This window comes from Pseudomonas sp. S2_C11 (genome assembly GCF_054668395.1).
Genome location: NZ_CP162765.1, coordinates 5,895,754 through 5,917,531, shown reverse-complemented (window position 1 = coordinate 5,917,531; position 21,778 = coordinate 5,895,754). Strand labels below are relative to the sequence as shown.

Annotated in this window: 19 protein-coding genes; 10 read left to right on the top strand and 9 right to left on the bottom strand. The window is 60.3% G+C overall.

Annotation, left to right across the window (positions count from 1 at the left end; translation table 11 throughout):
* Positions 1–55 precede the first annotated feature (55 nt).
* From betA to yccS, 7 genes are all read left to right on the top strand, one after another.
* Positions 56–1,759 (top strand): choline dehydrogenase, encoded by a 1,704-nt coding sequence (gene betA, locus AB4N48_RS26630; protein WP_252868399.1) that lies wholly within the window; start codon positions 56–58, stop codon positions 1,757–1,759.
* A 261-nt stretch (positions 1,760–2,020) separates the two neighbouring features.
* Positions 2,021–3,463, top strand: coding sequence for a TldD/PmbA family protein (locus AB4N48_RS26625; protein WP_460094558.1), 1,443 nt, complete (start codon positions 2,021–2,023; stop codon positions 3,461–3,463).
* Positions 3,463–4,800 (top strand): TldD/PmbA family protein, encoded by a 1,338-nt coding sequence (locus tag AB4N48_RS26620; protein ID WP_056786510.1) that lies wholly within the window; start codon positions 3,463–3,465, stop codon positions 4,798–4,800. The genes AB4N48_RS26625 and AB4N48_RS26620 overlap by 1 nt, the downstream gene beginning before the upstream one ends.
* Before the next feature lie 139 nt (positions 4,801–4,939).
* Positions 4,940–6,367, top strand: coding sequence for a multidrug transporter subunit MdtD (mdtD, locus tag AB4N48_RS26615; protein ID WP_041476772.1), 1,428 nt, complete (start codon positions 4,940–4,942; stop codon positions 6,365–6,367).
* Positions 6,368–6,648: 281 nt separating this feature from the next.
* On the top strand, positions 6,649–8,034 hold the full coding sequence (dbpA, locus tag AB4N48_RS26610) for an ATP-dependent RNA helicase DbpA (RefSeq protein ID WP_024014613.1): 1,386 nt from the start codon (positions 6,649–6,651) through the stop codon (positions 8,032–8,034).
* Positions 8,035–8,187: 153 nt separating this feature from the next.
* Positions 8,188–9,366 (top strand): BaiN/RdsA family NAD(P)/FAD-dependent oxidoreductase, encoded by a 1,179-nt coding sequence (locus AB4N48_RS26605; RefSeq protein ID WP_353189026.1) that lies wholly within the window; start codon positions 8,188–8,190, stop codon positions 9,364–9,366.
* 230 nt (positions 9,367–9,596) lie between these two features.
* Positions 9,597–11,789, top strand: a complete 2,193-nt coding sequence (gene yccS / locus AB4N48_RS26600; RefSeq protein WP_095181360.1) for a YccS family putative transporter — start codon at positions 9,597–9,599, stop codon at positions 11,787–11,789.
* 111 nt (positions 11,790–11,900) lie between these two features.
* Here yccS and AB4N48_RS26595 read toward each other — a convergent pair whose 3' ends face one another.
* Positions 11,901–12,638, bottom strand: a complete 738-nt coding sequence (locus tag AB4N48_RS26595; RefSeq protein ID WP_041476775.1) for a substrate-binding periplasmic protein — start codon at positions 12,636–12,638, stop codon at positions 11,901–11,903.
* Between the two features lie 255 nt (positions 12,639–12,893).
* Here AB4N48_RS26595 and AB4N48_RS26590 point away from each other — a divergent pair, with 255 nt between their 5' ends.
* On the top strand, positions 12,894–13,346 hold the full coding sequence (locus AB4N48_RS26590) for a GNAT family N-acetyltransferase (RefSeq protein ID WP_252886917.1): 453 nt from the start codon (positions 12,894–12,896) through the stop codon (positions 13,344–13,346).
* Positions 13,347–13,469: 123 nt separating this feature from the next.
* On the opposite strand, the gene AB4N48_RS26585 is transcribed toward AB4N48_RS26590, so the two are convergent.
* The 3 genes from AB4N48_RS26585 to AB4N48_RS26575 are packed head-to-tail and all read right to left on the bottom strand — an operon-like array spanning position 13,470 to position 16,447.
* On the bottom strand, positions 13,470–13,766 hold the full coding sequence (locus AB4N48_RS26585; protein WP_016772794.1) for a winged helix-turn-helix domain-containing protein: 297 nt from the start codon (positions 13,764–13,766) through the stop codon (positions 13,470–13,472).
* A gap of 18 nt (positions 13,767–13,784) precedes the next feature.
* The gene (locus tag AB4N48_RS26580) at positions 13,785–14,279 is read right to left on the bottom strand and encodes a YgjP-like metallopeptidase domain-containing protein (protein ID WP_038861199.1); all 495 of its coding nucleotides are present in this window, start codon (positions 14,277–14,279) and stop codon (positions 13,785–13,787) included.
* A 44-nt stretch (positions 14,280–14,323) separates the two neighbouring features.
* Positions 14,324–16,447, bottom strand: a complete 2,124-nt coding sequence (locus AB4N48_RS26575; protein WP_460094557.1) for a putative bifunctional diguanylate cyclase/phosphodiesterase — start codon at positions 16,445–16,447, stop codon at positions 14,324–14,326.
* A 312-nt stretch (positions 16,448–16,759) separates the two neighbouring features.
* Between AB4N48_RS26575 and AB4N48_RS26570 the strand changes: the two genes are divergently transcribed.
* Complete coding sequence (locus AB4N48_RS26570) at positions 16,760–17,428, top strand: polysaccharide lyase family 7 protein (protein WP_016772792.1); 669 nt, start codon at positions 16,760–16,762, stop codon at positions 17,426–17,428.
* Between the two features lie 217 nt (positions 17,429–17,645).
* Here AB4N48_RS26570 and AB4N48_RS26565 read toward each other — a convergent pair whose 3' ends face one another.
* The gene (locus AB4N48_RS26565; protein WP_350571504.1) at positions 17,646–17,804 is read right to left on the bottom strand and encodes a ubiquitin-like protein; all 159 of its coding nucleotides are present in this window, start codon (positions 17,802–17,804) and stop codon (positions 17,646–17,648) included.
* 285 nt (positions 17,805–18,089) lie between these two features.
* Between AB4N48_RS26565 and AB4N48_RS26560 the strand changes: the two genes are divergently transcribed.
* The gene (locus AB4N48_RS26560; protein ID WP_137214280.1) at positions 18,090–18,437 is read left to right on the top strand and encodes a hypothetical protein; all 348 of its coding nucleotides are present in this window, start codon (positions 18,090–18,092) and stop codon (positions 18,435–18,437) included.
* 214 nt (positions 18,438–18,651) lie between these two features.
* Here AB4N48_RS26560 and fba read toward each other — a convergent pair whose 3' ends face one another.
* From fba to AB4N48_RS26540, 4 genes are all read right to left on the bottom strand, one after another.
* Entirely contained in the window at positions 18,652–19,716 is a 1,065-nt protein-coding gene (fba, locus tag AB4N48_RS26555) for a class II fructose-bisphosphate aldolase (protein ID WP_008081027.1), read from the bottom strand.
* Positions 19,717–19,967: 251 nt separating this feature from the next.
* A complete protein-coding gene (locus tag AB4N48_RS26550) occupies positions 19,968–20,300 on the bottom strand; it encodes an MliC family protein (RefSeq protein ID WP_064365344.1) in 333 nt (110 codons plus the stop codon).
* 57 nt (positions 20,301–20,357) lie between these two features.
* Positions 20,358–20,579 carry a hypothetical protein gene (locus AB4N48_RS26545; RefSeq protein WP_016772786.1) on the bottom strand — a complete coding sequence of 74 codons (222 nt, stop codon included), beginning with the start codon at positions 20,577–20,579 and terminating at the stop codon, positions 20,358–20,360.
* A gap of 34 nt (positions 20,580–20,613) precedes the next feature.
* Entirely contained in the window at positions 20,614–21,777 is a 1,164-nt protein-coding gene (locus AB4N48_RS26540) for a phosphoglycerate kinase (RefSeq protein ID WP_375122805.1), read from the bottom strand.
* Between the last annotated feature and the right edge of the window lies 1 nt (position 21,778).

Sequence of the window (21,778 nt, the reverse complement as noted above, 5' to 3'; positions counted from 1 at the left end):
AGTGCACAGCGCTCGCCAAGGTCCGACCTGACCACTATCAAAGAGGGTGCATTCAATGTCCCAAGAATTCGATTACATCATCATCGGTGCCGGCTCGGCCGGTAACACTCTGGCCACCCGCCTGACCGAAGACGAAGGCGTCACCGTTCTGCTGCTCGAAGCAGGCGGCCCTGACTACCGCCTCGACTTCCGTACCCAGATGCCCGCCGCGCTGGCGTTCCCGCTGCAGGGGCGTCGCTACAACTGGGCTTACGAAACCGATCCAGAGCCACACATGGACGGTCGCCGTATGGAATGCGGTCGCGGCAAGGGCCTTGGCGGCTCTTCGCTGATCAACGGCATGTGCTACATCCGTGGCAACGCCATGGACTACGACGGCTGGGCGAAACTGCCGGGCCTGGAAGACTGGTCGTACCTCGATTGCCTGCCGTATTTCCGCAAAGCCGAAACCCGTGACATCGGCCCGAACGATTACCACGGTGGCGACGGCCCGGTCAGCGTGACCACGCCGAAAGCCGGCAACAACCCGCTGTTCCACGCCATGGTTGAAGCTGGCGTGCAGGCCGGTTACCCGCGTACCGAAGACCTCAACGGTTACCAGCAGGAAGGCTTCGGCCCGATGGACCGCACCGTGACGCCGAACGGCCGCCGTGCTTCCACCGCCCGTGGCTACCTCGACATCGCCAAAAAACGTTCGACCCTGACCATCGTCACCCACGCCCTGACCGACAAGATTCTCTTTGAAGGCAAGCGTGCGGTCGGCGTGCGTTACCTGATCGGCGACGCTGAAGAACGTGTTGAAGCCAAGGCGCGCAAGGAAGTCCTGCTGTGCTCCGGCGCCATCGCTTCGCCGCAGATTCTGCAGCGCTCCGGTGTCGGCCCGGCGAAACTGCTGGAAAGCCTCGACATCCCGGTGGTCCACGATCTGCCGGGCGTCGGTGAAAACCTGCAGGATCACCTCGAGCTGTACCTGCAATACGCCTGCACCCAACCGGTTTCGCTGTACCCGTCGCTGCTTTGGTACAACCAGCCGGCGATCGGTGCCGAGTGGCTGTTCAACGGCACCGGCATCGGCGCCAGCAACCAGTTCGAGGCCGGCGGTTTCATTCGTTCGCGTCCGGAATTCGAATGGCCGAACATCCAGTACCACTTCCTGCCGGTGGCGATTAACTACAACGGCAGCAACGGCGTGAAAGAACATGGTTTCCAGGCGCACATGGGTTCCATGCGCTCGCCGAGCCGTGGCCGCATCCAGGTCAAATCCAAGGATCCGCGTCAGCACCCGAGCATCCTCTTCAACTACATGGCCACCGAGCAGGACTGGCAGGAATTCCGCGACGGTATTCGCTTGACCCGCGAAATCATGCAGCAACCGGCTCTCGACGCGTTCCGTGGTCGCGAAATCAGCCCGGGCATCGAAGTGCAAACCGATGAGCAGCTCGACAAGTTCATCCGCGAGCACGCCGAAACCGCGTTCCACCCGTCCTGCTCGTGCAAGATGGGCACCGACGAGATGGCCGTGGTCGATGGCGAAGGTCGTGTGCACGGCATGCAGAGCCTGCGCGTGGTCGATGCCTCGATCATGCCGATCATCACCACCGGCAACCTCAACGCGCCGACGATCATGATGGCCGAGAAAATCGCCGACAAGATCCGTGGCCGCAAGCCGCTGCCGCGCAGCACCGCTGCTTATTACGTCGCGAACGGCGCGCCGGTCAAAGGCAAGCCGATGCGGGATATCACCCCGGTTACGCAGTAAGTCGTAGTACCGAGGCGCCGCCTTCGCGAGCAGGCTCGCTCCCACACTGGATCTGTGGCATTCACAAATCCCCTGTGGGAGCGAGCCTGCTCGCGAAGAGGCCCTCACAGCAACACACACTTCCCCGCTGCACAGTAAAACCTCCTACACCCCCTCTTCACTTGATCCTACCCCCACGCAGGCCTACTCTAGACCTCGCGCAACCGTTTCACCCCTCCCCGCTGTCGCCATGCCGCTACTCCATTACAAGGAGGTTCCCGAATGTTCGATTTCCACCCCCAGCTCAAGCAGCGCTTTGCTGCCTTGCGCACGGGCGCTGAATTTTTTTCCCTGCGATATGTGCGCGAGTCCGGGCAGTATCTATCGGTGCGCAAGAACGTCGCCGAACCGCCGAGTTTGAGCCGCGATGAAGGGGCGATGCTCACCGTCCGGGTCAATGGCGTCGAAGCCTATGCGGCGACCAATGACCTCTCGCAACAAGGCCTGCAAGCCGCTCTCGAGCGCGCCGAGCAACAGGCCCGCCGGCTCAAGCCGCACGCCTTGCTCGATCTGCGCGAGCAGCCGCTTTCCAGCGATCGCGCTGATTATTTTTCACCCAATCTCGAACAGCCCTTCCCATCCCTGAGCGAATGCTTCGATCTGCTCGGTGCGGAGTCCGCCTCGGTGCCCAAGGATGAACGCCTGGTCAATTGGCAGGTGAGCATCGGCATCACTAACGTCGAGCAGATCTACCTGAGCAGCGCCGGCGCCGAATTGCGCCAGGCCCAGCGCTTTGTCTATCCGAGCCTCGACGTCACCGCCTACGACGGCAACGACAGCCAGACCCGCAGCCTCGGCCGCGAGAACTTCGGCCAGCAGGGTGGCGCCGACGTCATCAGCCGTTGCGGCCTGGTCGGTGCCGGTCCGCAAGTCGCCGATCAGGCCCTGCAATTGCTGCTCGCGCCGAACACCCCGCAAGGCCGGCGCGACCTGCTGCTGATGCCCGATCAGATGATGCTGCAGATCCACGAATCCATCGGTCACCCGCTGGAGCTCGACCGCATCCTCGGCGATGAGCGCAATTACGCCGGCACCAGTTTCGTCAAGACCAGCGATTTCGGCAGCCTGCAATACGGCTCGAATTTGCTCAACGTGACTTTCGACCCCGGCATCCCGGAAGAACTCGCCAGCTACGGCCATGACGACGACGGCACCGCGGCGAGCAAACAATTCCTGATTCGCGACGGCCTGTTGCTGCGGCCACTAGGCGGAGCGCTGTCGCAATATCGCGCCGGCCTCGATGGCGTTGCCAACAGCCGCGCCTGCGGTTGGAACCGGCCGCCGATCGACCGCATGGCCAACCTCAACATCGAGCAGGGTGATCAAACGCTGGAGCAGATGATCGGCGGTATCGAGCACGGCATTCTGATGAGCACCAACCGTTCGTGGTCGATCGACGATGCGCGCAACAAATTCCAGTTCGGCTGCGAATGGGGCCAGTTGATCGAGCATGGTGAACTGAAAGGCGTGGTAAAAAACCCCAACTACCGGGCGATTTCCGCGCACTTCTGGAAGAGCCTGCGCGCCGTCGGCGATGCCAGCACCGTCAAGGTGCTGGGCACGCCGAACTGCGGCAAGGGCGAACCGAACCAGGTGATTCGCGTCGGCCATGCTTCGCCGGCCTGCGTATTCAGCAACATTGATGTGTTTGGGGGAGACGCCTGATGAGCATTTCGAAGCGTCAGTCCGACGCCTTCAAAGTCATGGTCAACTGGCTGCGCGACAGCGTGCGCGAGCCGGAACAGTTCACGCTCAGCTACGCCGCCGAAGCCTCGGCGTTCGTGCGCTTCAATCACGCCAAGGTTCGCCAGGCCGGGCAAGTGCAGCAGGCCAACGTCGGCCTGAAACTGATCAACGACGGTCGCCACGCCGACCTGCAGATCACCTTGTCCGGGGATCAGGAAGCCGATCTGCAACGGCTCGCCGAAGGCCTGCAACAATTGCGCGAAACCTTGCCGCTGCTGCCGCAGGACCCGTACTTGCTGCTCAATCACAACAGCTGGCAGAGCACGCACGTACAAGCGCATCCACTGCCGGACACCGAAGATGTCGTCGGGCAAATCTGCGCCGCCGCTGAAGGTCTCGATCTGGTCGGTTTTTATGCTGCCGGTCCGATCAGCCGCGGTTTTGCCAGCTCCGCTGGCGCGTTCGGCTGGCATGAAGCCAACAGCTTCAATTTCGACTTCAGCCTGTTCCACGAAAACGGCGAAGCGGTGAAGGCCAGCTATGCCGGCCACGATTGGAGCGACGAGGGCTTCGCCCGGCGTTTCGCCCAGGCACGCGAACAGCTTGAGTTTCTCGGCCGACCGTTACGCACCCTGGCACCGGGGCAGTACCGCGCCTATCTGGCACCGGCGGCACTGGAAGAAATCATGGGCATGCTCAGTTGGGGCGGGTTCTCGGCGCAGTCGATCGCCAGCAAGAGCAGCCCGTTGCAGAAGCTCTACGTCGGCGATCAGGCGTTCAGCCCGTTGCTGTCGCTGGATGAAAAAGTCAGCGAGTCCCTGAGCCCGGCGTTTTCCGCCGAGGGTTATCCGCGCAGCGATCTGCGTCTGATCATCGAGGGCAAGGCCGGCGATCAACTGGTGGGCTCGCGCAGCGCCGCCGAATATGGTCTGGCGGCGAACGGTGCGGGCGGCGGCGAGATGCCCAGTGCGTTGAACATGGCCGCCGGTGATCTGTCGCAGCAAGAGATCCTCAAGCAGTTGGGCACCGGGCTGTACATCAGCAACCTGTGGTATCTGAACTACTCGGATCAACCGGCGGCGCGCATGACCGGCATGACCCGCTTCGCGACCTTCTGGGTCGAGAACGGCGAGATCCAGGCGCCGGTCAGCACCATGCGCTTCGACGATAGCGCCTACAACCTGCTCGGTTCGCAGTTGGAAGCGTTGACCACCGAGCGTGAGCTGCTGCTCTCGGCGAGTACGTACAGCCAGCGCAATACCTCGTCATCGCTGTTGCCGGGGGCGCTGGTCAGCCGGTTGACCCTGACCCTCTGACGGCGATCGTTCCCACGCTCCGCGTGGGAATGCAGCCCGGGACGCTCCGCGTCCCAGCCAAAAGCGGACGCAGAGCGTCCGTTGAGGCATTCCCACGCAGAGCGTGGGAACGATCATCAAACAGACCACAAGAGGTTCCATGCCCAACCGCCCGCCTCTCGACGCCATCACCGCACGCTGGTTGCCGTGGGTCGTCGCCATTGCGTTCTTCATGCAGTCCCTCGACGGGACCATCCTCAATACCGCGCTGCCGGCCATGGCCAGCGATCTGGCCGAAGACCCGTTGCGCATGCAGGGCGTGATCATCGCCTACATGCTTACCGTGGCCCTGCTGATCCCGGCCTCCGGCTGGATCGCCGACCGCTTCGGCACCAAGAAAATCTTCTTCGGCGCGATTCTGCTGTTCAGCTTGGGCTCGTTGCTATGCGCGTTATCCAGCAGCCTGAGCATGCTCATCGGTGCGCGGGTGATTCAGGGCCTCGGCGGTGCGCTGATGTTGCCGGTCGGGCGGCTGGTGGTGCTGCGTGCGTACCCGCGCTCGGAACTGGTGCGGATCATGGGTTTCATCACCATTCCCGGCCTGCTCGGCCCGCTGATCGGCCCGACCATGGGCGGCTGGATGGTGGAATACGTGACGTGGCACTGGATCTTCCTGATCAATCTGCCGGTCGGGGTGATCGGTTGCTACGCGGTGTGGAAATTCATCCCCGACCTGCGCGGCACGGAGCGCACCCGCTTCGATAGCCTCGGCTTTCTGCTGTTCGGCGCAGCGATGATCCTCATCACCATCGCCATGGAAGGTCTTGGCGAACTGCACCTGCCGCACCTGCGGGTGATGCTGCTGCTGTTCGCCGGCATGGCCTGTCTGGCGGCGTACTGGCTGCGCGCCGGGCATATCGAGAATCCGCTGTTTGCGCCTTCGCTGTTCAAGACCCGCACGTTCGCCGTGGGCATTCTCGGCAACCTGTTCGCGCGACTGGGCAGCGGTGCTCTGCCATTTCTGGTTCCGCTGCTGTTGCAAGTGGCGTTGGGCTATTCGCCGTCGCAAGCCGGGATGAGCATGTTGCCGCTGGCCGCTGCGGCGATGGTCGCCAAGTGGGTCGCGCGGCCGCTGATCGAACGCCTCGGCTATCGCATCGTGCTCACCGGCAACACCCTGGCGTTGGGGATCATGCTGGCGAGCATGGGCCTGGTCAGCGAGCAGACGCCGTACTGGCTGCTGCTATGCCTGCTGGCGGTGCTGGGGGCAATCAACTCGCTGCAATTCACCGCGATGAATACGGTGACGCTGATCGACCTCGACGATGCCAGCGCCAGCAGCGGCAACAGTCTGCTGTCGGTGGTCGCGCAATTGTCGCTGAGCCTCGGCGTGGCCTGCGCCGGCGCGCTGCTCGGCGGCTTCACTGCGAAGGTCGGCAACGATGGCGTGGAAACCGTACTCGGTGCGTTCCAGCTGACCTTCGTCACGGTCGGCGTGATGGCGATGCTGGCGGCGACGATCTTCTCGCAACTGTCGAAGGAAGACGGGCGCCGGGCGAAACGTCCACAAGAACACATCGAACACTGATTCTGCTGAAGGAGTTCTTTGACTTCTGTGGCGAGGGGATTTATCCCCGCTGGGTTGCGCAGCAGCCCCAAAAAGGTTGGATGCGGTCAGCCTGATGAATCGAGGTGGCAGGTATTGGGGGTGCTGCGCACCCCATCGGGGATAAATCCCCTCGCCACAGATAAATCCCCTCGCCACAGGTAATCCCTGCCTCGGGTTCAATCGCTGTTCGTCCAGAACTGTCGAGGAAACCGGCATGGGGCTGCTACACTGCGCGACATTTTGTTTTGCAGGCCAGTCCCGTGACCACCATCGCCACCGCTTTTAATACTCTGCCGCTGTCCGCCGCCATGCTGGCTAACCTCGAATCACTCGGTTATGCCCAGATGACGCCGATCCAGGCGCAGAGCTTGCCGGTGATCCTCAAGGGGATGGACCTGATCGCCCAGGCCAAGACCGGCAGCGGCAAGACCGCCGCGTTCGGCATCGGCTTGCTCAACCCGATCAACCCGCGCTACTTCGGGTGCCAGGCGCTGGTGATCTGCCCGACCCGCGAGCTGGCCGACCAGGTGGCCAAGGAAGTCCGCCGTCTGGCCCGCGCCGAAGACAACATCAAGGTCCTGACCCTGTGCGGTGGCGTGTCGTTCGGCCCGCAGATCGCTTCGCTGGAGCACGGCGCGCACATCATCGTCGGCACCCCGGGGCGCATTCAGCAGCATTTGCGCAAGGGTTCGCTGGTGCTCGATGGCCTGAACACGCTGATCCTCGACGAAGCCGACCGCATGCTCGACATGGGCTTCTACGACGCCATCGAAGACATCATCATCAAGACCCCGGAGCGCCGCCAGACTCTGCTGTTCTCCGCGACCTACCCGGTGGGCATCAAGCAACTGGCTTCGAAATTCATGCGCGATCCGCAGACCGTCAAGGCTGAAGCCTTCCACGACGACACGCAGATCGAGCAGCGCTTCTACGAGATTTCCCCGGAAGAGCGCATGAGCGCGGTGACCAAGGTCCTGCACCACTTCCGTCCGGCGTCCTGCGTGGCGTTCTGCTTCACCAAGCAGCAAGTGCAGGAAACCGTCGATCACCTGACCGCCAAAGGCATTTCCGCTGTTGGCCTGCACGGCGATCTGGAACAGCGTGACCGCGATCAGGTGCTGGCAATGTTCGCCAACCGCAGCACCTCGGTGCTGGTTGCCACCGACGTCGCGGCCCGTGGTCTGGATATCGATGCGCTGGACATGGTGATCAACGTCGAGCTGGCGCGCGATTCGGAAATCCACATCCACCGCGTCGGCCGTACCGGTCGCGCGGGCGAGAAAGGCATCGCCATCAGCCTGGTCGCGCCGTCCGAAGCTCATCGTGCGCAAGCCATCGAACAACTGCAGAAAGCGCCGCTGAACTGGGATCAGATCGACAACCTCAAGTCCCAGGGCCTGGCGCCGCTGCAACCGCCGATGACCACCCTGTGCATAGGCGCTGGCCGCAAAGACAAAGTGCGCCCGGGCGACATTCTTGGCGCACTGACCGGCGAAGCGGGCATTCCCGGTGCGCAGGTCGGCAAGATCGCGATCTTCGATTTCCAGGCCTACGTCGCTGTCGAGCGCACCGTGGCCATGCAGGCCTTGCAGCGCCTGAACGACGGCAAGATCAAGGGCCGCTCGTTGCGCGTGCGTATTCTGTAAGCGATCTTCCATCCATGGGAGATCCCCTGTGGGAGCGAGCCTGCTCGCGAATGCAATCTGTCAGTCGACATCATTGTTGAATGACACAACGCTTTCGCGAGCAGGCTCGCTCCCACAGTTTGTTTTGTAGCGACCCACCAAGAGGACACCGTTTTGCGCTCTACCGAAGTCGTGATCATTGGCGCTGGCGCGGCCGGCTTGATGTGTGCCCTGACCGCCGCCGGGCGCGGGCGTCAGGTGTTGCTGCTCGACCACGCGAACAAGGCCGGCAAGAAAATCCTCATGTCCGGCGGCGGTCGCTGCAATTTCACCAACATGTACACCGAACCGAGCAATTTCCTCTCGCAGAATCCGCATTTCTGCAAATCGGCGCTGGCGCGTTACACCCAGTGGGATTTCATCGGTCTGGTCGGCAAGCACGGCGTGCCGTACCACGAGAAGAAACTTGGCCAGCTGTTCTGCGATAACAAATCCAGCGACATCCTCGGCCTGCTGCTTGATGAATGCGATCAGGCCGGCGTCGAGCTGCACCTGGACACCTCAATCCAGACCATCGAAAAAACCGACAGCGGTTATCTGCTCGACACCACCCTCGGTCAGGTCCAGTGCCAATCGCTGGTGATCGCCACCGGCGGCCTGTCGATTCCGACCCTGGGCGCCACCGGTTTCGGTTACCAGGTCGCCAAACAGTTCGGCCATGAACTGCTGCCGACCCGCGCCGGCCTGGTGCCGTTCACCATCACCGACCAGCTCAAGGAGTTGTGCACAGAGCTGTCCGGCACCTCGGTGGATTGTCTGGTCGGCTGCAACGAGCAGAGCTTTCGCGAGAACATCCTGTTCACCCATCGTGGCCTCAGTGGCCCGGCGATCTTGCAGATCAGTTCGTTCTGGGAGCCCGGCGACACGGTGGAGATCAACCTGCTGCCGGATCACGACGCCGCGAGCTGGTTGCAACAGCAAGTCGCCGAGCGTCCGAACAGCGAGCTGAAGACTTTGCTTGGCGAGATCTTCACCAAGAAGATGGCCAATCTGCTGGCGGACAACTGGTTTGTCTCCAAACCGATGAAGCAGTACACCCACGCCGAACTGGCGGAGATTGCCGAGAAGCTTGGCAGCTGGAAAGTCGTGCCGGCGGGGACTGAAGGCTATCGCACGGCTGAGGTGACTCTGGGTGGCGTCGATACCCGCGAGGTGTCGTCCAAGACCATGGAGTCGCTGAAAAGCCCGGGCCTGTACTTTATTGGGGAAGTGCTCGACGTCACTGGGCATCTGGGCGGCTTCAATTTCCAGTGGGCCTGGGCCTCCGGTTACGCCGCCGCGCAGTACGCTTAACTCAAGGCCAAATACAAAACCCTGTGGGAGCGAGCCTGCTCGCGAATGCGGTGTACCAGTCGACATCAATGTTGAATGACACTCCGCTTTCGCGAGCAGGCTCGCTCCCACAATGGTTTGTGGTGTAAGTAAAAGGAACACTTTTTGCTGTCAGATGTGCTCGGCGCCATTGCGTCGGCGTCATTACTGGCTCAATTTAGCGGCATCGCCTCGGAAGGCCTTCGCACTTCATGTCCTCGACCTCGTTTCGTCAGTCTTTGCGGCGCCTGTGGGCGCTGGATAAATTCAGCTACAGCGTGCGGGTATTCATCGCCCTGACCGGCAGCATGGCGCTGTGCTGGTATCAGGATGAAATGGGCCTGCTGATCCCGTTGTTCCTCGGCATCATCGCCAGCGCCCTGGCCGAGACCGACGACAGTTGGCAGGGTCGTCTCAACGCCCTCGCGGTGACACTGGTGTGTTTCAGCATCGCCGCGCTGTCGGTGGAATTGCTGTTTCCCTACCCGATCATTTTCGCCGTGGCCCTGGCACTGGCCAGTTTCGGCCTGACCATGCTCGGTGCGCTGGGCGAGCGCTACGGTGCGATCGCCTCGGCGACGCTGATTCTGTCGGTGTACACAATGATCGGCGTTGATCAGCGCGGCGGCGCGGTCACTGATTTCTGGCACGAACCGATGCTGCTGGTCGCTGGCGCGGCGTGGTACGGCCTGCTCTCGGTGCTGTGGCAGGCGCTGTTTTCCAATCAACCGGTGCAGCAGAGTCTGGCGCGGCTGTTCCGCGAGCTGGGCCTTTATCTGAAGCTGAAATCTTCGCTGTTCGAGCCGATCCGACAGATGGACGTGGAAGCCCGCCGCCTCGAACTGGCGCAGCAGAATGGCCGGGTGGTCGCCGCCCTGAACACGGCCAAGGAAATCATCCTGCATCGGGTCGGCAACGGTCGACCCGGCTCGAAAGTCAGCCGTTATCTGAAGCTGTATTTCCTCGCGCAGGACATTCACGAACGCGCCAGCTCTTCGCACTATCCTTACAACGCGCTGGCCGAAGCGTTCTTCCACAGCGACGTGCTGTTTCGCTGCCAGCGCCTGCTGCGCCAGCAGGGCAAGGCCTGCCGGGCCTTGGCCGAATCGATCCAGATGCGCCAGCCGTTCATCTACGACGCCAGTTTCGCCGAAGCCCTGAACGACCTGCATGCCTCCCTCGAACATTTACGCATCCAGAGCAATCCGGCATGGCGCGGCCTGCTGCGCTCGCTGCGCGCCTTGGCGGCCAACCTCGGCACCCTCGACCGCCTGCTTAGCGATGCCAGCAACCCCGATGCTCTGGCGGACGCCACCGACAGCAGCCTGCTCGACCGTTCACCGCGCAATCTCAAGGACGTATGGATTCGCCTGCGTACGCAACTGACGCCGACCTCGCTGCTGTTCCGCCATGCCCTGCGCTTGCCGCTGGCACTGAGCATCGGCTACGGCATGGTGCACCTGATTCACCCGTCGCAAGGCTACTGGATCATCCTCACCACGCTGTTCGTCTGCCAGCCGAACTACGGCGCCACCCGGCGCAAACTCGGCCAGCGGATCATCGGCACGGCCATTGGCCTGACGGTGGCCTGGGCGCTGTTCGATCTGTTCCCCAACCCGGTGGTGCAATCGTGCTTCGCCATCGCTGCCGGTGTGGTGTTCTTTACCAACCGCACCACCCGCTACACCCTGGCAACGGCGGCGATCACGATCATGGTGCTGTTCTGCTTCAATCAGGTCGGCGATGGCTACGGGCTGTTCCTGCCACGGCTGTTCGATACCCTGCTGGGCAGCCTGATCGCAGGTCTGGCGGTGTTCCTATTCCTGCCGGACTGGCAGGGTCGGCGCCTGAACAAAGTGCTGGCCAACACCCTGACCTGCAACAGCATCTACCTGCGCCAGATCATGCAGCAATACGCCGCCGGCAAAAGCGATGACCTCGCTTATCGCCTGGCCCGACGCAACGCCCATAACGCTGACGCGGCGCTGTCGACTACACTGGCGAACATGCTCATGGAGCCGGGGCATTTCCGTAAGGAGGCGGATGTCGGCTTCCGCTTCCTGGTGCTATCGCACACGTTGCTCAGCTATTTGTCAGGGCTCGGCGCGCACCGTGAAACACAGTTGCCAGCGGAGGTGCGGGAGCATCTGATCGAAGGCGCCGGGGTGAAACTGGCGACCAGCATCGACGAAATCGCTCATGGTTTGGCGAGCAAGCAGCCGATTGCGATTCAGAGTGATGACGAGGAAGCGCTGGCCAATGAGCTGGAGCAGATGCCGGATGAAATCGATGAAGGGCAACGGTTGGTGCAGACGCAGCTGGCGCTGATTTGCCGGCAGTTGGGGCCGCTTCGGACGTTGGCGGCGCATTTGATCAAGGACACTGCCGAAATCAGCGGCGCCTGAGACGACGCGTTCGCGAGCAGGCTCGCTCCCACAGGGTATGCATTTCAAATTGTGGGAGCGAGCCTGCTCGCGAAGAGGTCATCAGCCACAAAGAAATTGCCGGATCACCCTTCACATTCCATGCCGCCGCAATAACTTCTCATAAGTCCCGTCAGCCTTCATCGCCTCGATCGCACGATCAAACCCGGCGACGATCTGCTCATGCTGCGGGTTCTTCAGACTGACCAGAATATGCAGGCTGTTCTCACTCAACGGCTTGGGTAAAAACTCCACCGAATTGCGTACCTTGGCCGATTCCCGTGCCAGGTAATACTTGGCCACGTACTCATCCTCCAGGGTCAGCTTGACCCGGTCCGCCGCGAGCATGCGCACGCCCATGGCGAAGTTGTGCACAGGGACTTTCTGCATCGCCGTATCGGCATCGAAAGGTGCGGAATAGGCGTACCCGCGCACCACGGCAATCGGGTAAGTGTGCAGTTGCTCGAGGTTGCTGTAGTCGATGGGTGCGTCTTTGCGCTTGAGGAAGCGGATGCGGTTGATCAGGTACTCACCGGAAAACTGACCGATCTGTGTGCGTTCGTCGTTGTACCAGGCGTTGACCAGTACGTCGTAACGCCCCTCGCCAATCCCCAGCAATGCTCGCGCCCACGGCACTTGTTCGTAACCGCTGGCATAACCGGCGCGAGCCAGTGCGGTGCTGACAATGTCGGTGGCCAGTCCACCGTTGACCAGTGCATCGTCGGTAAACGGCGGCCAATTATCGAACGCCAGCCGCAGCTTCTGCGCCGCAGCATCCTGGCCCAGCACCAGCAGTCCGATCAAAGCAACGGCTTGAAGCAATCGCAGCATGCTTGAACATCCTCAGCGGGCAACCGCCCGACGTGGTTTCACGTCAAAACCAAAGGCCCCTTACCGGCAAAACCCAAGCATTGAACATTAGCTCATGGGAACCAGTGCGCAGTGCTCTTGAGCAGATTACACAAAGTCTCGGCGGCCGCGAGAAAGGAATGGTGGCATTTTGACCTTTATCACAGACTGTTGCGCCATACAGACATATGGCGCAGCTGCGCTTAGTATCGGGCGACATGGTCAAGGAATCGAAAAATGACAATCGAGTGGATCTGCAAACATCATCGCGATTTGGGCAAAGAGCAGTTGTACGCCTCGTTGAAGCTGCGCTCTGATGTATTCGTGGTCGAACAGAAATGCGCCTACCCGGATCTCGACGGCCAGGATCTGGAGGGCGATACCCATCACCTGATGGGTTGGGAGGATGATCAGTTGATGGCTTACCTGCGCCTGCTGGATCCGGAATCCCAGGGCGGCGACGTGGTGATTGGCCGCGTGGTGACCGCGCCCGCCGGCCGTGGCAAAGGGTTGGGCCACGCGATGATGGAACAGGCGCTGAGACAGGCCGAAAAGCACTGGCCGCAGGTGCCGATCTATTTGTCAGCGCAGGCGCATCTGCAGGGGTATTACGGCAAGTACGGGTTTGTCGTGGTGGGTGAGGAATATCTTGAGGATGACATTCCACACATCGGCATGCGTCGTTCTTGAGGGCCTCATCGCTGGCAAGCCAGCTCCCACAGGTTCATCGCTCGTTCACGAAAACCGTGTTCGCTGGAGATCCCTGTGGGAGCTGGCTTGCCAGCGATTGCGTCAGTTCAGGCGCCGCAGGAATCAGGGGTATTCCAGCACCGCTTTTATCTGCCGCAAATTGCGCTCGATCCATCCGCGATCAATCGCTCCCCACTCACGAATCCGATAGCGCCCGGCATGATTGCGTGCGCCCTCTTCCTGTTCGAACTCGCAGATGATGTCCAGATCAGCCAGCGCGGCAATCGTGTCCTGCGCCGTGCGTCGCGGCATGCCAGTGACTTCGGTCAGCGTCGGCACACTCGGCGCCAGGCCGCTATCGATGAGATAAGCCACGTACAAACGGCGATAGAAACTGCTTTTGGTCTTGCTGACGTCCATCCACACCTTCCTGATTGGTCAAGCCTGCATATCCCGCCACGTCAGGTACACACGCAGATCGAACTCGATCTGGTGATACCCCGGCAGCATGTGCTCGCACAGTTTATAGAACGCCTTGTTGTGATCCGATTCCTTGAAGTGCGCCAGCTCGTGCACCACGATCATCTTCAGAAAATCCGGCGCGGCGTCCTTGAACAGCGCGGCGATGCGGATTTCCTTGTTGGCCTTGAGCTTGCCGCCCTGCACCCGTGACACCGTGGTGTGCAGACCGAGCGCGCGGTGGGTCAGGTCGAGGCGGTTGTCGAACAGCACTTTGTCGATCGCCGGCGCATTACGCATGTACTGCTGCTTGAGATCCAGCGCGTAGCTGTACAAGGCCTTGTCGCTCTGCACGTCGTGTCGCCCTGAATAGCGCTGATTCAGGTATTCACCCAGACGCCCTTCGGCAATCAGTTGGCGCACCTGATCCTGCAATTGCGCGGGGTAGGCCTGGAGGTACTTCAACACAGTCATGGACGAGCGACGCGGTTCGAAAAAGGTCCGCCAGTGTAGCGAATTCAACCGGGCAGCGCGCTCCAGTCAAAGGGTTCGACGAAGCTGACCGCGTCTTCGGCGATCAACGGCCGCGCGACGAGGAAGCCCTGCACGTATTCGCAGCCATGGGCTTGCAGCCACTGATATTGCTCGGGGGTTTCCACTCCTTCGGCGATCACCAGCAGACCGTATTGCTTGCACAGGTCGATGACCATGCGCACCAGCGCCGCATCACGAGGCGAGTCCGGCAGGCGCGCGATCAAGTGGCGGTCGAGCTTCAGCGTGTCCAGCTCCAGATCGCGCAGATGCGCCAGCGAACACGGCCCCGAACCAAAATCATCCAGCGCCACGCGCACCCCGAGATGACGCAGCAGCCGCAGTTGCTTGCGGGTTTCGTCCGGGTCTTGCATCAACGCTTCTTCGGTGACTTCGACTTCCAGTTGCCGCGGTTGCAGCGCATGGCGTTCCATGACTTGACGCAATTCAGTGACCAGATTCGGCAGGCCGAACTGGGTATTGCTCAGGCTCACGCCGAGCACCAGATCTTCAGCGAACAAGGTTTCCCAGGCTTTGCGCTGACCGGCGCCACGGTGATAGATCCAGCTGCCGAGGCGACTGATCAAGCGCGCCTCTTCCAGCAACGGCAGAAACAACCCCGGCGGCACATCGCCGACGCTTGGATGCTGCCAGCGCAGCAACGCTTCGAACCCACGGATCTGTCCGCTGCCGATCGCCACCTGCGGCTGATAGACCAGATTGAAATCGCGATTCTCGATGGCCTCACGCACGCTGTCTTCCAGCATCAGACGCGAGCGTGCGCGGCCGTTCATTTCAGGGTCATAGAAACGATATTGCTGACGCCCGGCGCGCTTGGCCTCGTACATAGCGATGTCCGAGGCGCGCAGCAAGCCGTCCAGATTGCGCCCGCAGTCAGGATAGGTGGCGATGCCGATACTGGCGCCAAGAACGATATCCAGACCTTCGATCTGCTGACACACCGATACCCGTTCGATGAGTTTTTCGGCAATCTTCGCCGCTTGCTCGGGGAATTCCAGATCCAGCAGCGCGGTGAATTCATCGCCGCCCATGCGCGCGAGAATATCGAACGGCCGCAGGCACGCTTTCAATTGCTCGGAAACCCAGCGCAACACGCGGTCGCCGGCATCGTGACCGAGGGAATCATTGACCCGCTTGAAGCCATCGAGATCGAGGTAGAGCAGCACCCAGCTGCTGTCGCTGCGCTCGCCGCGCAACAGCAGGTTTTCGACGGTCTGGTAGAACCCGCGCCGGTTGAGCAGCCCGGTCAGCGGATCGGTCACCGCCTGGAATTCCAGTTGCTGGTGCAAGTGACGCACCACCGACATGTCCAGCACCGTCACCACCATCGCATGCTGCTCCGAGGACAGCGGCGCACAGGACAATGCCACCGGCACTTGCTGCCCGGGCGCCGTGCGCAGCAACGCATCATGCAGGCGCAGGGTTTCACCGCGCTGGTAACCGGCGTAGAACTCGGAATCGGCCCACAGGGGAATGTGTGGCTTCTGCAGGAAATCGAGAAACTCCTTGCCTTGCAGATCCTTCACCGGCGCATTGAGCAACCGCGAAATCGCCGGGTTGGCGAAGCGGATCACACCGTCCTCGCTCAACACCAGAATGCCTTCGGCGGCGTTGTCCAGCACTGAGGCATTAAAGGCGCGCGCCACTTCCAGGTCATGACTCAGGCGTTGCAAGGCACGGCGATTGCGCTGGTGCTCGAGCAACGCCTGGACCTTGGGCTTGAGGATTTGCGGATCGAACGGCTTGAACAGGTAATCCACCGCGCCGCTGGCATAGCCCTTGATCACGGCGTCCTGAGATTGCTCGTTGGCGGTGAGGAAAATGATCGGCGTCAGCCGCGTGCGCTGGCTGCCGCGCATCAGCCGCGCGACCTCGTAACCGTCCATGCCGGGCATCTGCACATCGAGCAGGACCAGGTCGATGTCGTGTTCGAGCAAAAGGTTCAACGCCTCGAAACCAGAGGCGGCGGTCATCACGTGCCAATCCTGACGCTGCAGCAACGCGCGCATGCTGATCAGATTTTCGGGGTAATCATCGACGATCAAAAGGACCGAGCTGCCTTCACCTGGCTGGGGTTGCGCGCATTCCATGCTGCTTCTCTTATCGGGACCGGTTGCCGGCAAAACCATAGACGTACTGAGCCTTCACTCTAGACGCGGATCAGTGAAAGCAGAAGCTGTCATCCCGCCATCATTTAAACAATGCTCAACCTAGCCGACTAACGGTCACCGCTACAGCCCCCGAGAACCGGGCGAGATGGCATTTCGACAGGATGTTGACGTCAAGTAATCGCCGGACGGGCATTAACAAAAATTGCCGCTACGCTTATAAAGACGCCCGAAAACGCGCGGGCTAGAGCTTCTGGCACCGGCGTTCCGGATGAATTGATTGGAAGAACCGTCATGATCGACCTCGCAACCTGGAACCTCAGCGTTCCTGTTGGCAGCCCGCCGTACACCGTCGAAACCTCGAAACTGGTGGATGGCTTCAAGGATCAGTACTTCCATTCCGACACCGGCACCCTGTTCTTCTGGTCCCCGGTGACTGGCTCGAAAACCGAAAACGCCATCTACCCGCGTACCGAACTGCGCGAAACCTACAGCAACGGCACCCTGCGCAACTGGTACTACCCGGACGCCGACAACCTGCTGCGCGCCACCCTCGCGGTGAACAAGGTGCCGAGCTCGGGCAAGATCGTCATCGGCCAGATTCACGCGTACGAAAGCCAGCGGCCGATGGTCAAGCTCGAATACCAGTACAAGGAAAAAACCCAGACCGGCAATCTGGTGATCAAAGTGCGCATGCGCCCGGACGACGCCGAAAGCCGCGTCATCACCCTCGCCACCGGCGTCAAGCTTGATCGCGAATTCAACTATCTCATCCACTTGAGCCCCGGCGGTGCCCTGGGCGTGAGTGCGGCGGGCTATCAGTGGGACTCCCAGATCAGCGCGACCTGGCGCGACAAGCCGCTGTACTTCAAGGCCGGCGTGTATGTGCAGGACAACACCGGCTATACCAGTGAGGGTGGGCAGGTGACGTTTACCAAACTGGATATTGATCACGACAAGTAGCTTACGTCCTCCTGTAAGAGCCACTGCGGGCTACGATCTTTTGATTGTTTTGGATGCTGAAAAGACAAATCGAAAGATCGCACCTCAGCGAGATCGGATTGATCTTCAAAATCCTTTCCGCATCACCGGACGTTCAATAACCGGATCTACAGCTCGGCGGTCACAAAAAACAATACAGCGGAAGCCGTGATTACCGTTCTACCATCTAAGGACCAAGTCAAGAACTGCTCCTTTTTTTCTTGTAGTCAGACAATGCTCGACCATCGTCGAGCTGTTTGCCAGCAAAAATCAGGCGTTGCTGATCGGGTGAAATACCCTCTTTATCTTGAATTTTTGCTTTTACGTTTTCTATGGTGTCCAACGGCTCAGCATGCACCAGACCTATTGAATAATGTTAAATAGCATCTATGACCTTCATCGACAAAGGGACCGATAAAGGGGACACGCCGATACATCGAACTCCTCCAGTAACCCCGCAGACTATTTCACTGGCTCATCCCACAGATCAAAAAATTAAGTTCGCACGCATCATCCATAGCTAAATATTATAAATAACTGTCATTTATATCAGGTTACCTGCAAGCCTTTCTTGCCTAATCTCATGAACGCAACAGGAGACATCCTATTTGACTTTAATACTCGAATGCAGAAGGTGAACATCATGAAAACTTACAATGGCTTCGTATTCAACGCTAGTGAGCAACATGCCGCCACACTTAAATTTGACGATCTAGGCCAGCAAAACGGCAATATAAGCAAAGGCTACATGGACTATTGCGGACTAGATTTCATCGTCACTGGCACCTATACAAAACCCACCAGGTCTTTTAATCTTCAAGCGAAATCAGATGCCACGAAAAGAGATGAGCTTAACCATGGCCCAAGCTCTCTCTCGATCAAGATGAAATCGTCTGACGGGACCGACAGCTACTTGGAAGGTACAGTTAAAGTTGAATCAGGTGGGCCGAATGTCGGCCAGACATACGGAATCAAATTCACAAGAAGCTGACTTTTTTATTACCGGTAAAACTGGATAAATCAGTTAACCTCAACGTTTATCTCATCCTTCCGATGACGCGGATAGATCGCCTCCAGCGAGATCTGCTGAATCTTCGAAGCATTATAAATTGCTCTTACTTTAAATCACTTCGTCAGGCGTAATAGTTGCCCACAAAAAACCCGCCTCTCGGCGGGTTTCTTTTTAATCAGCTCAACCCTCAGGCTCAGTTGACCTTGGCGTTCAACTCACCCTTCAGATAACGCTGGTACATCGCTTCCAGCGAGATCGGTTTGATCTTCGAAGCATTACCGGCAGTACCGAACGCTTCATAACGTGCGATACATACATCGCGCATTGCGGTCACGGTGGCGCCGAAGAATTTACGTGGGTCGAATTCGCTCGGGTTGGTGGCCATCAGGCGACGCATGGCGCCAGTGGAGGCCAGGCGCAGGTCGGTGTCGATGTTGACCTTGCGCACGCCGTGCTTGATGCCTTCGACGATTTCTTCAACCGGGACGCCGTAGGTTTCTTTGATATCGCCGCCGTACTGGTTGATGATCGCCAGCCACTCTTGCGGAACCGAAGACGAACCGTGCATCACCAGGTGGGTATTCGGGATGCGCTTGTGGATTTCCTTGATGCGGTCGATCGCCAGCACGTCGCCGGTGGGTGGCTTGGTGAACTTGTAGGCGCCGTGGCTGGTGCCGATGGCGATGGCCAGGGCGTCGACCTGGGTGCGCTTGACGAAGTCAGCGGCTTCTTCCGGGTCGGTCAGCATCTGGCTGTGATCCAGAACGCCTTCAGCGCCGATGCCATCTTCTTCACCGGCCATGCCGGTTTCCAGCGAACCCAGGCAGCCCAGCTCGCCTTCAACCGAGACGCCGCAGGCGTGGGCCATGGCTACGGTTTGTTGGGTAACGCGGACGTTGTAGTCGTAGTCGGTCGGGGTCTTGCCGTCTTCGCCCAGCGAGCCGTCCATCATCACCGAGCTGAAGCCCAGTTGAATCGAGCGCTGGCAAACGTCAGGGCTGGTGCCATGGTCCTGGTGCATGCACACCGGGATGTGCGGGAATTCTTCGATCGCGGCCAGGATCAAGTGACGCAGGAACGGTGCGCCGGCGTATTTGCGGGCGCCGGCCGAAGCCTGGACGATCACCGGGGAGTCAGTCTTGTCAGCGGCTTCCATGATGGCGCGCATCTGCTCAAGGTTGTTGACGTTGAAGGCTGGAACGCCGTAGCCGAACTCGGCTGCGTGGTCCAGCATCTGGCGCATGCTGATAAGTGCCATTGTGTGTGTCTCTCCCGGTTGAGGGTCGTTGATCGTGCCAGCCTGCCGAAGCGGCGGCGGCTATTCAAGTTAATGCAGATCGGGGGTTGAGGCCCGACCTGGTGATTCGGTAAAGCAAATTCCAAGAACTACACAGATCCCCTGTGGGAGCGAGCCTGCTCGCGAAAGCAATCTTGCAGTCGCTGATGCAGTGCCTGCCAGGCCGCTTTCGCGAGCAGGCTCGCTCCCACAGTAGAACTGTGGTGTGTCAATTACTGCGCCTTGCAACCACGGCCAATCAGGTCATTGGTGGCGACCCAGTACACCAGGCCTTCGTCACCCTTGACGTGAAACGCCAGCATGCCGTCGCTGTACAGCGTGCCCGAGGCGCCCGGCTCTTCTTTCAGGCGATAGACCTGATCACCGCCGCCGAGGCGAACGTCGACTTCCTTCTGGCCGGCATCGGCGTAACGCCACAACACCTTGGCCTGACTGTCGCAGGTCCAGGTCGTCCAGTTGTCTGCCGGGGCCGACGACTGAAACAGGTTCAACTGCGCGCAACCACCCAACAATGCCAACGCCGCAACGGCGATCAAGCCTTTCATCCGTGTTCCTCGACTGACGACGCATGCCGCCAGCCCTGAGTTAAAGAGTCAGACCCGTCAAGGACAACCATGTTCCTTGACCGGGGTTTGCGTCTCGTATTTGTCCAGGCCGTCCGGCCCCGAGCGCTTGTTCAGCACCGGGTTGGTTTCGGCCTGCCAGTCGGCCTGATAACAGCCCTTCTGCGGCTCGCTCGGTGCTGGCGTCGCGTCAGCCTTCGGGGTGCTCCCGCAGGCCGCCAGCGTACCGGTCAGCAACAACAGCGCTAACGACTTGACCATGTGAACACTCCTTTGCCTGGCCAAACGGGCGGCCTCAGGCCTTGGCCCGGCTTTCCAGGACTTCAACGGCAGGCAGCACCTTGCCCTCGACGAATTCGAGGAACGCGCCACCACCGGTGGAAATGTAGGAGATCTGCTCAGCCACGCCATATTTATCGATCGCCGCCAGGGTGTCGCCACCGCCCGCGATGGAGAATGCCGAGCTTTCGGCGATAGCCTGGGCCAGCACTTTGGTGCCGTTGCCGAACTGATCGAACTCGAACACACCAACCGGGCCGTTCCACAGAATGGTTTTCGACGACTTCAGCAGCTCGGCGAAATTGGCTGCAGTTTGCGGACCGATGTCGAGAATCATGTCGTCAGCCGCCACGTCAGCGATCAGCTTGACGGTCGCTTCAGCGCTTTCGGCAAATTCCTTGGCGACCACAACGTCAACCGGCAACGGTACGCTGACTTTGGCAGCGATTTCACGCGCGGTGTCGAGCAGGTCCGGTTCGTACAGCGACTTGCCGACCGGGTGACCAGCCGCCGCGAGGAAGGTGTTGGCGATGCCGCCGCCGACGATCAGTTGATCGCAGATCTGGCTCAGGCTGTTCAGCACGTCGAGTTTGGTCGACACCTTGGAGCCGGCAACGATGGCTGCCATTGGCTTGGCCGGCGCGCCGAGGGCTTTGCCCAGTGCATCCAGCTCAGCGGCCAGCAACGGGCCGGCGGCAGCGACTTTGGCGAACTTGGCTACACCATGGGTCGAACCCTCGGCGCGGTGAGCAGTACCGAAGGCGTCCATCACGAACACGTCGCAGAGGGCCGCGTATTGCTGCGCCAGGTCGTCGGCGTTCTTCTTCTCGCCCTTGTTGAAGCGTACGTTTTCAAACAGCACGACGTCGCCAGCCTTGACCTCAACGCCACCGAGGTAGTCAGCCACCAGCGGCACTTCACGGCCAAGCGCTTTGCTCAGGTAATCGGCGACAGGTTTCAGGCTGTTTTCGGCGGAGAATTCGCCTTCGGTAGGACGGCCCAGGTGCGAGCAGACCATCACTGCCGCGCCTTTTTCCAGGGCCAGCTTGATGGTCGGCAGCGAAGCCAGGATGCGCGCGTCGCTGGTGACAACACCGTCCTTGACGGGGACGTTGAGGTCTTCGCGGATCAATACGCGCTTACCTTGCAGATCGAGGTCGGACATCTTCAACACGGTCATG